This window comes from Streptomyces sp. NPDC055815 (genome assembly GCF_053616475.1).
Map to the genome: position 1 here is coordinate 1 of NZ_JBSHDU010000027.1, position 14,285 is coordinate 14,285.

Annotated in this window: 17 protein-coding genes and 1 pseudogene; 13 read left to right on the top strand and 5 right to left on the bottom strand. The window is 72.3% G+C overall.

Annotation, left to right across the window (positions count from 1 at the left end; genetic code table 11):
• From ACWGN5_RS18695 to ACWGN5_RS18705, 3 genes and pseudogenes are all read left to right on the top strand, one after another.
• Window positions 1-759: pseudogene (locus ACWGN5_RS18695) on the top strand (serine-threonine protein kinase); the annotation flags it as partial.
• Between the two features lie 146 nt (window positions 760-905).
• Window positions 906-1,520: a hypothetical protein gene (locus tag ACWGN5_RS18700; protein WP_453516347.1), complete on the top strand. Its 615-nt coding sequence runs from the start codon at window positions 906-908 to the stop codon at window positions 1,518-1,520.
• 71 nt (window positions 1,521-1,591) lie between these two features.
• Window positions 1,592-2,287, top strand: a complete 696-nt coding sequence (locus ACWGN5_RS18705; protein ID WP_453516498.1) for a 3-keto-5-aminohexanoate cleavage protein — start codon at window positions 1,592-1,594, stop codon at window positions 2,285-2,287.
• Here the strand turns inward: ACWGN5_RS18705 and soxR are convergent.
• Window positions 2,284-2,763 (bottom strand): redox-sensitive transcriptional activator SoxR, encoded by a 480-nt coding sequence (gene soxR, locus ACWGN5_RS18710; RefSeq protein ID WP_453516349.1) that lies wholly within the window; start codon window positions 2,761-2,763, stop codon window positions 2,284-2,286. The two genes, ACWGN5_RS18705 and soxR, sit on opposite strands and share 4 nt — an antisense overlap.
• A 126-nt stretch (window positions 2,764-2,889) precedes the next feature.
• On the opposite strand from soxR, the gene ACWGN5_RS18715 reads away from it, so the two are divergent.
• Window positions 2,890-3,351 (top strand): MaoC family dehydratase, encoded by a 462-nt coding sequence (locus ACWGN5_RS18715; protein ID WP_453516351.1) that lies wholly within the window; start codon window positions 2,890-2,892, stop codon window positions 3,349-3,351.
• Here the strand turns inward: ACWGN5_RS18715 and ACWGN5_RS18720 are convergent.
• The 3 genes from ACWGN5_RS18720 to ACWGN5_RS18730 all read right to left on the bottom strand — a co-directional run bounded on the left by ACWGN5_RS18720 (window position 3,342) and on the right by ACWGN5_RS18730 (window position 5,548).
• The gene (locus tag ACWGN5_RS18720; RefSeq protein WP_453516353.1) at window positions 3,342-3,968 is read right to left on the bottom strand and encodes a TetR/AcrR family transcriptional regulator; all 627 of its coding nucleotides are present in this window, start codon (window positions 3,966-3,968) and stop codon (window positions 3,342-3,344) included. The two genes, ACWGN5_RS18715 and ACWGN5_RS18720, sit on opposite strands and share 10 nt — an antisense overlap.
• A gap of 76 nt (window positions 3,969-4,044) precedes the next feature.
• Window positions 4,045-4,335 (bottom strand): YiaA/YiaB family inner membrane protein, encoded by a 291-nt coding sequence (locus ACWGN5_RS18725; protein ID WP_392154396.1) that lies wholly within the window; start codon window positions 4,333-4,335, stop codon window positions 4,045-4,047.
• Window positions 4,336-4,396: 61 nt separating this feature from the next.
• A complete protein-coding gene (locus tag ACWGN5_RS18730) occupies window positions 4,397-5,548 on the bottom strand; it encodes an acyl-CoA dehydrogenase family protein (RefSeq protein WP_453516355.1) in 1,152 nt (383 codons plus the stop codon).
• A gap of 59 nt (window positions 5,549-5,607) precedes the next feature.
• Between ACWGN5_RS18730 and ACWGN5_RS18735 the strand changes: the two genes are divergently transcribed.
• The 4 genes from ACWGN5_RS18735 to ACWGN5_RS18750 all read left to right on the top strand — a co-directional run bounded on the left by ACWGN5_RS18735 (window position 5,608) and on the right by ACWGN5_RS18750 (window position 9,017).
• Complete coding sequence (locus ACWGN5_RS18735; RefSeq protein WP_453516357.1) at window positions 5,608-6,297, top strand: TetR/AcrR family transcriptional regulator; 690 nt, start codon at window positions 5,608-5,610, stop codon at window positions 6,295-6,297.
• Between the two features lie 18 nt (window positions 6,298-6,315).
• On the top strand, window positions 6,316-7,011 hold the full coding sequence (locus tag ACWGN5_RS18740) for an ArsR/SmtB family transcription factor (protein ID WP_453516359.1): 696 nt from the start codon (window positions 6,316-6,318) through the stop codon (window positions 7,009-7,011).
• A 65-nt stretch (window positions 7,012-7,076) separates the two neighbouring features.
• Window positions 7,077-7,991 carry a DMT family transporter gene (locus ACWGN5_RS18745; protein WP_453516361.1) on the top strand — a complete coding sequence of 305 codons (915 nt, stop codon included), beginning with the start codon at window positions 7,077-7,079 and terminating at the stop codon, window positions 7,989-7,991.
• A gap of 213 nt (window positions 7,992-8,204) precedes the next feature.
• Window positions 8,205-9,017 carry a TetR family transcriptional regulator gene (locus tag ACWGN5_RS18750; protein WP_453516363.1) on the top strand — a complete coding sequence of 271 codons (813 nt, stop codon included), beginning with the start codon at window positions 8,205-8,207 and terminating at the stop codon, window positions 9,015-9,017.
• Here ACWGN5_RS18750 and ACWGN5_RS18755 read toward each other — a convergent pair.
• The gene (locus ACWGN5_RS18755) at window positions 9,000-9,668 is read right to left on the bottom strand and encodes a TetR/AcrR family transcriptional regulator (protein ID WP_453516365.1); all 669 of its coding nucleotides are present in this window, start codon (window positions 9,666-9,668) and stop codon (window positions 9,000-9,002) included. The genes ACWGN5_RS18750 and ACWGN5_RS18755 overlap by 18 nt on opposite strands.
• A 122-nt stretch (window positions 9,669-9,790) precedes the next feature.
• Between ACWGN5_RS18755 and ACWGN5_RS18760 the strand changes: the two genes are divergently transcribed.
• The 5 genes from ACWGN5_RS18760 (at window position 9,791) to ACWGN5_RS18780 (ending at window position 14,270) form a co-directional block, all read left to right on the top strand.
• On the top strand, window positions 9,791-10,729 hold the full coding sequence (locus ACWGN5_RS18760) for a DMT family transporter (protein WP_453516367.1): 939 nt from the start codon (window positions 9,791-9,793) through the stop codon (window positions 10,727-10,729).
• A gap of 76 nt (window positions 10,730-10,805) precedes the next feature.
• Window positions 10,806-11,606, top strand: coding sequence for an MBL fold metallo-hydrolase (locus ACWGN5_RS18765; RefSeq protein WP_453516369.1), 801 nt, complete (start codon window positions 10,806-10,808; stop codon window positions 11,604-11,606).
• Window positions 11,607-11,642: 36 nt separating this feature from the next.
• Window positions 11,643-12,344 carry a DsbA family oxidoreductase gene (locus ACWGN5_RS18770; RefSeq protein ID WP_453516371.1) on the top strand — a complete coding sequence of 234 codons (702 nt, stop codon included), beginning with the start codon at window positions 11,643-11,645 and terminating at the stop codon, window positions 12,342-12,344.
• Between the two features lie 218 nt (window positions 12,345-12,562).
• Window positions 12,563-13,741: an aminotransferase class I/II-fold pyridoxal phosphate-dependent enzyme gene (locus ACWGN5_RS18775; RefSeq protein ID WP_453516372.1), complete on the top strand. Its 1,179-nt coding sequence runs from the start codon at window positions 12,563-12,565 to the stop codon at window positions 13,739-13,741.
• A complete protein-coding gene (locus tag ACWGN5_RS18780; RefSeq protein ID WP_453516374.1) occupies window positions 13,731-14,270 on the top strand; it encodes a DUF6190 family protein in 540 nt (179 codons plus the stop codon). The genes ACWGN5_RS18775 and ACWGN5_RS18780 overlap by 11 nt, the downstream gene beginning before the upstream one ends.
• Window positions 14,271-14,285 lie beyond the last annotated feature (15 nt).

Consider the following 14,285-nt stretch of genomic DNA (forward strand, 5'->3'; position numbering starts at 1 on the left):
GGCTTGGACGCCGGCGCGGGCGCTGGCGCGGGCTTCGGCGCGGGCGCTGGCGCGGGCGCTGGCGCGGGCGCTGGCGCGGGCTTCGGCGTGGGGCTGAAGAAGTACTGGAAGGGCGCCAAGGAAGCGCTGCGGCAGGCCACGTACTACGTGATGAAGAAGCGGGCCGGGCAGGTCGGCGAGCACGGGCTCGGACCGCTGCTCGGCGAGGTCGCGCGCTCCGCCCCCGGGCTCCGCGTCCACCTCGTGGGCCACAGCATGGGCGCCCGGCTGGTCGCGTACGCGCTGCGGGGGCTGCCGGGCGGGGCCCGCCCGGTCGCCTCCGTGACGCTCCTCCAGGGTGCCTTCTCGCACTACGCGTTCGCGGCGCGGCTGCCGCACGACGCGGGGCGGTCCGGTTCGCTGCGGGACCTCCAGCGGCGGGTCCGGGGGCCGGTGGTGGCCTGCTACTCGCGGCACGACTCGGCGCTCGGGGTGATGTACCCGCTGGCGTCCCGGCTCGCGAACGACTCCGCGTCGCTGACCGGCCCGACGGCGGGGCTGCTCGGCGCGGACGACCCGCGCTGGGGCGCGATCGGGCACGACGGCGTGCAGGCCGTGCCGGGGGCCGTGCGGCTGAGCCTGGCGGAGGCCCTGCGCGACGGGGTGCCGGGCTCCGGGTGCGTGAGCGTGGACGCGGCCGAGGTCGTCCTCTCGCACAGCGACATCTGCCGTCCCGGGCTGGCCGAGGTCGTGGTCTCGGCGGCCCGGGCGGGCCGGTAGAACCCACCGGACGCGCTGGTTCCGCCGGGTGACAGGGGTCTCTTCCACCCCGTTGATGGCTGCCATCGGAATTTCGATGGAACACGACGGGGCTCCCGTTCGTCCCTCTGATAGCGCGGAAGGACCAGCGGCGGAGGTGGCGAGGTATGGCCGGTTTCCGGAGTCTCGCGAGACAGGTGCGCGATCCGGGGTGCGACACGGCGCTGCGCAGATACTCACTGCGCAAGTGCCTGGAGAGGTTCGCGCCCTACGGGCACCGCGCGACCTGGGACCATCTGTGCCGCCGGCACAGGTTCGGTCCCGAGGACCGGGAGCTCGACCCGGAGCGCCTCGTGGCGGCGCTCGACGAGCTGGAGGAGGCGCGGGCCGTGTGGCTCGCGTACGAGGAGCGGTTCGCCGCCCGGCGGCGGCGCGAGAAGAGCGAGGGTCTGCGCGGGCTCGGCGCGCTCGACGACTGGCACCGCCGGGTCTGGGGCGGCAACGGCGTGGTCCGCTGCGGCGACCCGGCGGTGCACCCCTCGGACCCGCTGCCGGAGGTGCTGCGGCGGCTGATCAGCGCCCTGGAGCGGGGGCCGGGCGAGGCGTGCCCGGTGTGCGCGGGGCCGCGGATCGAGTGGGCGGGGCCGGGTGATCCCTATGAGCCGTGGCTCGGCCCGGTGTGCGGGGACTGCGGGGTGGGCGTCCCGCGGGCGGTGCTGACCACGGGGGCGCTGGCCCGGGCGCGCGGGGACCGGCGCCGGCCGCTGGCCTCGGCGGCGTGAGCGTCGCACGCGCGGTGCTGCAGGTCTGTCTCAACGGGTCACGGGGGCCCGGGGACTCGGCGGCGGTCCCCATGACGCCGGAGTCCCTGGCGGAGTCCGCGGCGCGGTCGGTGGCGGCGGGAGCCCGGGAGGTGCGGGTGCATCCCCGCACTCCGTGCGGCGGCACGTCGCTGTCGCCCCGGGTGCTCGGGCCGGTCCTGACGGCGATCGGGGCTGCGGTCGGAACGACGGTGCGGGTCACGACGACGGCGTCCGCCGAGCCCGACCCGGGCCGTCGTGCGGAGCGGATCCGCTCCTGGACGGTGCTTCCCGGTCTGGTGTCGGTCGACTGGCACGAACCGGGCGCCGAGGAGGCGGCGACGGCCCTCCTGGAGCGCGGGATCGCGGTCGAGGCCGCGCTGTGGACCGGCACGGACGGCCCGGCCCGGTTCGCGAGCTCGCCCCTGGCGTCGCGGGTGGAGCGGGTCCTCGCGAGGGTCACCGCCCTCGACGCCCTCACGAAGGCGACGGCCGCCCACGTCACGGACCCCGGGCTCCACGCGCGGAGCGGCCGTCCCGCCGCCCGCGTCCTGCTCCCGGGGCTCGCCGTCCCGGCCGGGGTTCCGGTGCTGCTGCACGGCGTGGACGAGGGCGTCTGGCCGGTGCTGCGGCTCGCCCGCCGCCTGGGCGCCGATGCCCGGATCGGCCTGGAGGACACCTTGTTCCTGCCGGACGGCACCCGGGCGCGCTCCAACGCCGAACTGGTCGCGGCGGCGCTCGCGTACTAGTCGGAGGTCTTCTCGACGGGGCGGCGTACGGGGAGGAGACGGGAGCCCGCCATCTGCTCGCCGAAGCGGTCGTCGGGGTTGGACAGGACGCAGGTCTCCAGGGAGAGACAGCCGCAGCCGATGCAGTCCGTCAGGTGGTCGCGGAGCCGGCCGAGCTGCTTGATGCGCTCGTCGAGTTCGGTGCGCCAGGCCCCGGAGAGCCGGGCCCAGTCCTCGTTGGTGGGGGTGCGCTCCTCGGGGAGCTGGGCCAGTGCCTCCCGGATGGTGGCCAGGGGGATGCCGACCCGCTGCGCGGCGCGGACGAAGGCGACGCGGCGGAGCGTGTCGCGGCCGTAGCGGCGCTGGTTGCCGCTGGTGCGGCGGCTGCTGATGAGCCCCTTCGCCTCGTAGAAGTGCAGGGCGGAGACCGCGGCCCCGCTGCGGGCGGAGAGCTGGCCGACGGTGAGTTCGTGGATCTTCTCTGGAATCTGCGGCACTCGTCGAACCCTACTGGTCCCTCGTCTGCGGCCGTTGACAGCGGCCCCCGCACCCCACATGCTGAGCAAGCGCTTGGATACCGACCATTGGGTATGCCGTATGCCGTACCAGAAGGGACGAGGAACATGGCCGAGCCGAGGATCTTCACCTCCGCCGATGAGCTGCGCGCGGGGGTCGGCGAGCAGCTGGGGCACAGCGACTGGGTGGAGATCGACCAGAAGCGGATCGACCTCTTCGCGGAGGCGACCGGGGACCACCAGTGGATCCATGTGGACCCGGAGCGCGCCGCGGCCGGCCCGTTCGGTTCGACGATCGCGCACGGCTATCTGACGCTGTCGCTGCTGCCGCTGTTCGTCCCGCAGGTGCTGCGGGTCGAGGGCATGAAGATGGGCCTCAACTACGGGACGGAGAAGGTGCGTTTCCCCGCCCCGGTCCCGGTGGGCTCACGGCTGCGCGCGACCGCCGTCCTCACGAAGGTCGAGGAGGCGGGCGGTGGCGTGCAGGTGACGGCGGCGGTGACCGTGGAGCGCGAGGGCTCCGAGAAGCCGGTCTGCGTGGCCGAGTCGGTCTCCCGCTACTACTTCTGAGCGCCGACCATCCGGAGGACGAGGTCGGCGTAGAGCACGCCGATCTCGTCGGCCGTCCGGCGGCCCTGGGTGTTGAACCAGCGCGAGACGTCGATGCAGAGGGAGAGCACGGCGACCGCGGTGCCGGACACGTCGAGCACGTCGAACTCGCCCGCGGCCGCGCCCTCTTCGAGCATCCGGCGCACGGTCGCGTCGGACTCGCGGCGCAGCTCGATGATCTCGGCGCGGTGCTCGGGGCCGAGGGCGTCCAGTTCGTACTGGACGACGCGCGCGGTCGTGTGGCGCTCGGCGTGCCAGCGGACGAAGGAGCGTACGGCGTCGGCGAGGCGCTCGGCGGCGCTGCCGTCGCCGTCGGCGGCGGCCCGGAGGATCTCCAGGGCCTTGTCGTGGCCGATGCGGCTGATCCGGTGGAGCAGCTCTTCCTTGGTCTTGTAGTGGATGTAGAGCGCGGCGGGGCTCATCCCGGCGCGGCCCGCGATGTCACGGGTGGTGGTGGCGTGGTAGCCGCGCTCGGCGAACGCCTCGACGGCGGCCACGAGCAGCCGCCGGGCCGCCTCGGGCGTGACCTCGCCCCAGGGCATGTCCTCGGCCCCGGGCGTCTCCTCCGCCGCGCTCATCCCACACTCCTTCTCGGACCCCGTCAGGACGAACACCATACAACGAGGGTGAGCAAGCGCTTAGATCCTCGGGGGCTCATCCCAGCTTCTGGAAGGGGTCGTGCTCGGCGAGGAGCTTCTCCAGGCGGGCCTGGTCGACCCGGCTGACGATCTGGCCGGCCTCCTGGCGGTCGCGGACGACCTTGGCGAGGGTGAAGGCCGAGGTCGTGAGGTAGAGGACCGAGATGGCGAGGAAGGCACGCACCCAGGCGCTGGCATCGAGCTGGAAGATGCCGATGCCCACGGCGGCGATCGCGATCCCGAAGGAGATGACGGCCTGCATGTAGTAGGCGGCGGTGTTCTGCTGCTTGACCGGTGTGTCGCTCATGCCGGACAGCATCGGACGGATGTGGGCGGCGCCACATCCGTCCGCGTACTCAGCGAGGTACTCAGAAGGCCGAGATCCCCGTCAGCGCCCGGCCGATGATGAGCTTCTGGATCTGGCTGGTGCCCTCGTACAGGGTCATGACGCGGGCGTCGCGGACCAGCTTCCCGACCGGGTACTCGTCGATGTAGCCGTAGCCGCCGAAGACCTGGAGGGCGTTGTTCGCGGCGCGGACGGCGGCCTCGGAGGCGTACAGCTTGGCCTGGGAGGCGGCGGTGGCGAAGTCCTGGCCTCGGTCGATCAGGTCGGCGACCCGCCAGGTGAGCAGCCGGGCGGCGTCCACGTCGACGGCGATGTCGCTCAGGAGTTCCTGGACCAGCTGGTAGGAGGCGATGGGCTTTCCGAACTGCTCGCGCTCCCCCGCGTACCGCACGGCGGCGTCGAGGGCGGCCTGGGCGATGCCGACGCAGCCGGCGGCGACCGACATGCGCCCCTTGGCGAGGGCGGACATGGCGACGGTGAAGCCCTTGCCCTCGGGGCCGAGCATGGCGGCGGCGGGGACGCGGACGTCCTCCAGGACCAGTTCCGCGGTGGCCTGGCCGCGCAGGCCGAGCTTGCCGTGGACGGGGCGGCGGGTGAGGCCGGGGGTGTCGGTGGGGACGAGGAAGGCGGAGACGCCCTTGTGGCCGGGGGTGTCGTTCGTGCGGGCGAAGAGGAGCACGACGTCGGCCCAGGTGCCGTTGGTGATGAACATCTTGCTGCCGTTGACGACGTACGCGTCGCCGTCCCGTACGGCGCGGGTGGCGAGGTTCCCGGCGTCGGAGCCGGTGCCGGGCTCGGTGAGGCCGAAGCAGCCGAGCGCCTCGCCGGAGGCGAGCCGGGGCAGCCACGCCCGCTTCTGCTCCTCGCCGCCCCAGGAGGCGATGGTCTTGGCGACCAGGCCGAGGGAGACGGAGACGATGCCGCGCACGGAGGAGTCGCCGCGGCCCAGCTCCTCGGTGACGAGGCAGTACGCGAGGTGGTCGCCGCCCGAACCGCCGTACTCCTCCGGGATCGTGAGCCCGAGGAAGCCGACGGCGCCGAGCTTCTTGACGATGCCCCGGTCGACCTCCTCGGCGCGGTCCCACGCGGTCGCGTGCGGGGTGACCTCGCGGGCGACGAAGTCCTCGGCGAGCCGCCGTACGGCCTCCTGCTCCTCGCTCAGCTCCAGATTCATGCTGCCACCCCACTCGGCCGTTTAATTACCACTGCTAGTTTTTGCTGCGCGGGCCTACTATGTGCGCCATGGCCCGACCGCGCAAGCCCCTGCTCAGCCGAGAACGCATCGTCGAGACGGCGGGCGCGCTCGTGGACGCGGAGGGCCTGGCCGCGCTCTCCACCCGGCGGCTCGCCGCCGAACTCGGGGTGAGCGGGCCCTCGCTCTACAACCACTTCCGGACGAAGGACGAGATCCTCGACGCGATCGCGGACGCGGTCAGCGCGAAGATCGACCTGTCGATGTTCGCGGCGGACGACGGCCGGGACTGGCGGACCGCGCTGCACGACTGGGCCGTCTCCTACCGCGCCGCCCTCGCCGACCACCCGCACATCGTCCCGGTCCTCGCCCAGGGTCCCGGCCGCCGCCCGGAGGGCCTGAAGGTCGCCGACGCGGTCTTCGGCGCGATGGTCCGCGCGGGCTGGCCACCGGCCCAGGCCACCTCCATCGGCGCGCTGATGCGGTACTTCATCACCGGCTCCGCCCTCGGCTCCTTCGCCCGCGGCTTCGTCGACGACGAGACGGCCTACGACCCGGCCGACTACCCCCACCTCGGCCAGGCCCACCTCCTCGCGGAACACCGCCAGAAGGTCGACGAGGGGGCCTTCGAGACGGGCCTGCGGGCCCTGCTCGACGGGCTGCGGCTCCAGTACGAGGCGATCCCGACCCGCCCCGGGGCACCGCACGGTTCGGCCACCGCCGAAGCGTGAGTGGGGCAGGCTTGCCGTATGGCAGCCAGTGATCTCGCCGCGCTCGCGGCACTCTTCGCGGACGAGAGCCGCGCCGCGTTCCTGCTCGCCCTCCTCGACGGACGGGCCTGGACCGCCGGGGAGCTCGCCCGGCACGCCGGGGTGGCGCCGTCCACCGCGAGCGAGCACCTCGGGAAGCTCGTCGCGGGCGGGGTGCTCGCCGAGGAACGGCAGGGCAGACACCGGTACGTACGCCTCGCCGACCCCGGGATCGCGCACCTCGTCGAGGACCTCGCCACCCGGTCCGAGCCCGCGGTGCCCGCGGCGCCGCGCTCGCTGCGGGCCGCGAGCGCCGGGCAGGCGATGGCACGCGGCCGGACCTGCTACGACCACCTCGCGGGACGGCTCGGCATCGCGATCACCGAGGCGATGACGGACCGCGGACTGCTGCGCCAGGACACCGGGTTCGCCCTCACGGACCGGGGCCTCGCCTGGTTCGACGAGCAGGGCATCGCCCTCGTACGGAAGGGGCGGCGGCCCGTCGCACGCGGCTGCCTCGACTGGACCGAGCGCCGCCCGCACCTCGCGGGGATCGCGGGCGCCGCGCTGTGCCGGCACGCGCTCGACGCCGGATGGTGCGTACGGATCGGGTCGGAGCGGGCGGTGAAGGTGACGCCGGAGGGCGAGACGGCCCTGGCGGCGGGCCTGGGCATCGCGGCGGCCGCCCTGCGGTGAGACCCCGCGCCCTCCCGCGCGATATTGCGGTGAGCGCCGAAGGGTTCGCGCCCTACGGTCGGGGCATGCAGAAGCAATCCTCCCGGCTCGCGCTCGCCGCCGCCGGTGTCACCGTCGTCCTGTGGGCCTCCGCCTTCGTCTCCATCCGCAGCGCCGGGGCCGCCTACTCCCCCGGTGCGCTCGCGCTCGGCCGGCTGCTCGCCGGGTCGCTGGTCCTCGGGGCCGTGCTCCTGGTGCGGCGCGAGGGGCTGCCGCCCCGGGCGGCCTGGCCGGGGATCCTGGTCTCGGGTCTGCTCTGGTTCGGGGTGTACATGGTGGTCCTGAACTGGGGCGAGCAGGAGGTCGACGCGGGCACGGCGGCGATGGTCGTGAACATAGGGCCGATCCTGATCGCCCTGCTCGGCGCGCGGTTCCTCAAGGAGTCCCTGCCGCCCCGGCTGCTCGCGGGCATGGCGGTCTCCTTCGCGGGCGCGGTGACCGTCGGCCTGTCGATGTCCGGCGGCGGCTCCGGCGGGCACGCCTCCGTGCTCGGGGTGGTCCTCTGCCTGCTCGCGGCGATGGCGTACGCGGGCGGGGTCGTCGCCCAGAAGCCGGCGCTCGCGCACGGCAGCGCGCTCCAGGTGACGACCTTCGGGTGCCTGGTGGGGACGGCGGCCTGTCTGCCGTTCGCGGGCCGGCTGGTCGAGGAGGCGGGCCGGGCGCCGCTGTCGGCGACCCTGAACATGGTCTACCTGGGCGTGTTCCCGACGGCGCTCGCGTTCACGACCTGGGCCTACGCCCTGGCCCGCACGACCGCGGGCCGGATGGGCGCCACGACGTACGCCGTGCCCGCCCTCGTCGTGGTCCTCGCGTGGGTGTTCCTGGGTGAACTGCCGGGCCTGCTGACGCTCGCCGGGGGTGCGCTGTGCCTCGCGGGCGTGGCCGTATCCCGCTCCCGGGCGCGGGCTTCCGTATCCGCCGGAACGGCTGAATCCACCTGACAGGGCATACCCCCGGTTCCGGTCAGTTCGCGGGCGGCCCGCGCGGGGCGGGCGCCCGCGACCTGGGAGAAGGAGGCGCGTCAACCCCCAGTTCCGGCCGGGCGGACGAAAAGCCACGTTTCGCCGCTCCCCGGCCGGATAGTTTCGAGTCGGTCACAGGCGCGGGCCGGAACATAACGCTCCGGCCCTTCTCGCGAGTTCACGGGGGAGCTCATGGCGATTCAGCAGCGGGCGGAACGCACAAGGCAGGAGATCCTCTCCTCGGCCGCGCGGGTGTTCGACAGAGTGGGTTACGAGCGGGCTTCCCTGGCACGGATCGCCGGCGAGGCGCGGGTGACGACCGGCGCCCTGGTCTTCCACTTCGCGACCAAGGCGGACCTGGCGACGGCGGTGCGCGGGCGGGCCCGCGCGGTCACCCGGATCACGGTCGAGTCGGCCTGCTTATCCACCGAGGGCGTGGGCGGCACCTCGATCGACAAGCTCGTCATCACCACCCACGCCCTGATCCGGCTCTTCGAGACCGACCACATGGCGCGCGCCGGTGAACGCCTCGCCCGCGAGCTGCAGTCGACGGACCCCGGGCCCGGGCAGGACTGCCCCTGGCGGCGCGAGGTGGGCCGGCTCGCGCGGTTCGCGGCGGCGGAGAAGGCCCTGCGGCCGGGCGTGGACGCGACGGCCGTGGCGGCGCTGATCGGCTACGTGATCACCGGCGTCGAGCTGGAGATGCGTGTCCCGAGCGCGCCGGCCGACGAACTCTGGCCCGCGGAGAGCACCGCGCCGCACAACCCGGCCGCGCCGCACAACCCGGCCGCGCCGCACAACCCGGCCGCGCCGCACAACCCGGCAGGCACGCACAACCCCGGCGGCCCGCACAACCCGGCAGGCCCGCACAACCCGGCCGCCCTGCACCATCCGGCGGAGGAACGGCTGCGCCGCATCTGGGAGTTGATCCTGCCCGGACTCGTCCACCCGTCCGCGCAGCCGACCCAGACGGCGGCCCAGGGCAGGTCAGCGACCGCTTCCTGACTGGAGGAGCTGACGCGCGAAGGCCGTCAGTGAACGTCCGATGCGCTCGGCCGACAGCCCGAGTTGATGCCGCTGGAACTGGAAGAGCTCGGGCGACAGCGGACTGAGCGCGATGTCGATCAGGGGGTCGGGGTCCTCGACCCCGTGGTCGACCAACAGGGTCCGGACGTGGACGCGCCAGAAGCCGTACGCGCCCGTCCGGAACCGCGCGGGGCCCGTCTCCGCCCCCAGGGCCAGCGGCAGATGCCGTTCGAGCAGATCGAGCATCGCCAGGTAGAACGCGGCGAGCCGCTCCCCCGCCGGTGCGCCGGGGCCGAGCGGCGGAGGCCCGTAGATGAGCTGCCCCTGCAGCCGGCGCTCGTGCTCGTCGAGCAGCGCCACGGCGACCGAGGACGGATCGGGGAAGCTCCGGTAGAGCGTGGCGCGGCCCACGCCCGCGGCCTTGGCGATGCGGTCCATGGTGACCGACCGCGGGTCCTGCTCGGCGAAGAGCCGCTCGGCCGCCGTCAGGATCTGGGCGCGGTTGCGCTCCGCGTCCGCGCGTCTGCGCGGGGCGACGGGCTGCTCGTCCGCGGCCTGAAGATCACCGAGGAGACCGCCGACCCGGTGCACGGGGGCGGCTCCCCGACCTCGCTGCTCTTCCTCGCTCATGGATCAGACCTTACTTCCCCCGGGGCTAAGTGGACACCTTGTCCGTTTGCCATGTTGCGTGGCATGCTAAACGGACTCAGCGTCCACTTACCCGCTCGCCATCCCGCCCCAGGGAGATCCAGATGCACACCGCGCTCCTCGCCGCGGCCCTGCTGGTCGGCTGCCTCCTCGCCGTCCAGGCCTCGGTGAACCTCCAGCTCAACTCGGCCGTCGGCACCCCGTACGGCGCCTCGACCATCCAGCTCGGCGTGGCCACCACGCTGCTCGTCGTGCTCGCCGTGGCCGCCGGCGCGCTCGGCGCGCTCGGCAAGCTGCCCGACGTGGAGTGGTGGCAGCTGCTCGGCGGCCTCGCCAGCCCCCTCTACATCACCAGCGGCATCCTGTTGTTCCCACGGCTCGGCGCCCTCGCCGCCGTCGGACTCTTCGTCACCGGCCAGATGTTCTCCTCGCTCGCCCTCGACCTCTTCGGCCTCCTCGGCCTGAAGCAGAAGGACCTGAGTGTCGGCATCGTCCTCGGCGCCCTCGCCGTCCTCGCGGGCATCGTCGTGATCATCCGGGGCATGAAGGCCGCCGCCCCTCCCGGCGCCCCGAAGATGTCCGCCGCCGGCCGCGTCGGCTGGCTCGCCCTCGGCATCGTCGCCGGCGGTGTGCTGCCGGTGCAGGGCGCCGTCAACGCCCAGCTGCGCGCCCAGCTCAAGGAGCCCATCACCGTCGCCGTGATCAGCTTCGCCGTGGCGACCTTCACCATCGCCGTGGTCCTGCTCGTGCTCTACGCGACCCGCAAGACCCCGAAGCCCAAGATCGCCCCGCTGAAGAAGATGCCCTGGTGGGGCTGGCTCGGTGGCGCCTGCGCCGCCGCGTACGTCACCGGCACCTTCCTGCTCATCCCCACCATCGGCGCGGCCGTGACCATCGCCCTGACCGTGACCGGCCAGCAGCTGACCTCGGCGCTGATCGACCACAAGGGCCTGTTCAAGCTCCCGCAGCGCTCCCTGACCAAGCCGCGCGCCCTGGGCCTCGCCCTGCTGATCGCCGGCTCCCTGACCATCCAGCTCGTCTGACCGAGGCCGGCGCCTCCCCCGGGCCCTGCGCCCGGGGGGACCCCCGGCCCGCTCGGTGCCTCATGAAAGGCTGATCATGAAGACGTCGTACACCGCCGGGCCGGACATCCACGTCCTCCCCTCGGCCCTGCCCATCCCCGGTCTCGGCGACCAGCCGGTGAACGCCTTCCTCCTCCGGTCCGGCCAGCCGCTCCTCGTGGACACCGGCATGCCCGTCGACCGGGAGGGCTTCCTGGACTCCCTCTGGTCGCTGATCGACCCGGCCGACCTGCGCTGGGTCGTCGTCACCCATGACGACCGCGACCACACCGGCGCCCTCGCCCGGATCCTGGCGGAGGCGCCGCACGCGAAGGTGCTCGCCAACGCGATATCAGTGACGCGAATATCGGAAGAGTTCAGCATTCCGCAGGATCGGGTAGTAACCGCGAACCCGGGAAGTCGAGTGAAAGTCGGTGATCGCGAACTGAGTTTTCACCGGCCGCCCACTTTCGATTCACCCGGCACCCTCGCCGTGTTCGACCATTCCGATGGCACGCTCTACAGCTCGGACAGCTTCGGCACCGTCGTCGAAGAAATTCGCCAGGACTTCACCGAGCTTTCCGAGGAGGAATTCTTCCACGGCTTCGAGGTCCTGAACCGTGCTATAGCCCCGTGGACCGCCCTTGTCGACGAGGCCAAGTTCCTCCGCCCCGTGCACGAGCTGGCCGCACTGCGCCCCGCACGGCTGCTCAGCGCCCACGGGCCGACCGTCGAGGAGGCCGCCGTACCCCGCCTCTTCGACGCGATGGCCCGCATCCCGTCCCTGCCCGCCTGGCTGCCCGACGCCGACCTCGACCTCGAGGCGGCGCTGGACGCCCACGAGTCCACGGCCGGCTGAGCCCCGCTCCGCCCGCGCCCCGAACCGAGGAGAACCATGTCCGACCCGACCACCGCCGATCTGACCCCGCCGCGCGGAGTCGTCACCGTCTTCTCCGACATCTGGTGTTCCTTCGCGCACATCGCCATCCACCGGCTGCACACCGCCCGGGCCCGCCTCGGCCTGGAGGAGCAGGTCTCCTTCGACCTGCGCGCCTTCCCCCTGGAGCTCCTGAACGACGCCCCGAGCCCGCGCCCCGGCACGGACAGCGAGGTCGCCCGGATGGCCAGCCTGGAGCCGGCCGCCGGCTGGCAGCTGTGGCAGGCCAAGGACTGGCTGTACCCCTCGACGACGCTGCCGGCCCTGGAGGCGGTGCTCGCCGCGAAGGAGCAGAGCCTGAACGCCTCCGAGCAGCTCGACCTGGGGCTCCGCCGGGCCTTCTGGGCCGAGTCGCGCTGCATCAGCCACCGCAAGGTGATCCTGGACGTGGCCGCGGAGACGGGCGCCGTCGACGTCGACGCCCTCACCGAGGCGCTGGACGACGGCCGCGCCCGCCGCGCCCTGTCCGACCAGGCGGCCCTGTCCAAGAGCGACCGCGTGAACTGCAGCCCCCACCTGTTCCTGCCCGACGGCACCGACCACGCCAACCCCGGCATCGACGTGGGCTGGGAGGGCGCGTACGGCATCGGCTGGCCGGTCATCGCCTCGGACGACCCGAAGGTGTTCGAGGACATCCTGCTGCGGGCCGCCACCGAATAACAGAACAAGCCGCCGAGGCGGCCGAATAAAGCGAACGACGGTCAGGCATTCCTATTCGAGGAATGCCTGGCCGTCGTTCCTTTTTTACTTCCGCAGAACATCGCGGTGATTATTAATTGCGTGACCCGGCCGTTATTCGCAAGGCCGCTCGAACCTCCTACAGTCGTTTACGCCGCCGGAATTCCGGACGGGTTTCGTATCGACATCAGGAGTTCTTCATGTCGTTGACCGACAAGGCAGACGTCAGCACCTTCGTCGACCTCACCCAGCACGAGATCGAGGCCCTGAAGACCCGGTTCAACCTGGCCGACGCGCACACCCACCAGCGTCAGTCCGCCTCGCAGGAGCGGATCGTCTCGCGGCTTCCCGAGCTCTGGCACGAGTCCGAGTCGAAGCAGCAGGCCCACTTCGAGCGCCAGTTCGTCGACGCCTTCTTCCGCCTGCACCAGCAGCCCACCGCCCGGGCGATGGACCGCACGCTCCTTTCGTACTCCGCCAGCGTCTCCACGATGGTGGCCGGCATGTTCCTCAAGCAGCGCGGGATGTCCGTGCAGCTGGTGGAGCCCTGCTTCGACAACCTGGTCGACCTGCTGCGCAACATGCAGGTGCCGCTCGGGCCCGTCGACGAGTCGGTGCTGCACGACAAGGACTCCATCTACGAGCGCCTGGTCGAGTCGATCGACGCGGACGCGATCTACCTGGTCGACCCGAACAACCCGACCGGGTTCACCCTGCTCGCCGAGAAGCTGGAGGGCTTCGCCGAGGTCGTGCGCTACTGCGTCGACCACGACAAGGTCCTGGTGATGGACTTCTGCTTCGCCTCCTTCGCGCTGTGCGACGAGGGCATCGGCCGCGTCGACATCTACAAGCTCCTGGAGGAGTCCGGCGTCACCTACATGGTCATGGAGGACACCGGCAAGACCTGGCCGATCCAGGACGCCAAGTGCGCCATGATCACCGCCAGCCGGAACATCCAGGAGGAGGTCTACAACCTCCACACCAGCGTCCTCCTGAACGTGTCGCCCTTCGTCCTCAACATGGTCACCCAGTACATCGAGGACTCCATCGAGGACGGCTTCGCCTCGGTCCGCGACATCATCAAGACCAACGGCGACGCCGCCCGCGCCGCCCTCGCCGGCACCGTCCTGGAGTTCCAGGAGCCCGTCGTCGGCACCAGCGTCGCCTGGTTCCGCATCACCGCCGAGGACCTGACCGCCACCCAGCTGCAGGCCGTCCTCTTCGACGAGGAGGTGTACGTCCTGCCGGGCACCTTCTTCTACTGGAACACCAAGGAGAAGGGCGAGCGCTTCGTCCGCCTGGCCCTGGCCCGCGAGCCCGAGGTGTTCGCCGGCGCGATGGAGCGGATGCGGAAGGTGCTCGAGCGCTATGCCGGCTGACGTCACCCCCGAGGCCGACGGGCACGCCCCCACGGTGTTCATCGACGCCACCCTCTTCATGGGCATGCACAGCGAGGACGACACCGTCCGCGCCGCCGCCACGTCCTTCTTCGCGGCGCGCCTCGCCGCCGGTGAGGCCGGCCGGGTCGTCATGAACTGGGAGCAGGTCGGCCGCTGCGACGACCTGGTGTGGGGCTACGAGCGGGGCGTCCAGGACGACTACTACCCGTTCATGGACGTCCTCCACACCGACCTGGCCATCGACCGGGTCCCGTACGACGAGGACGACCTCCGGCGGGCCTTCACCACCCCCGCGCTCGACGGACTGCCCGTGCACGAGCGCCTGCTGCTCGCCCAGGTCATCGGCCGAGGGGGCGTGCTGCACACCGCGAGCCCCCGGCTGCTCAAGGCGGCCGACGGCCTGCCCGTCATGCCGCTCGAAGCCGGCGCGGAGCCCTCGTTCCCCGCGTACCTGGAGGACCTCTACCGGCGCTCGCTGGTGCTGAAGGTCGACTCCGACACCCTCTGAACACATTCCGAAGGG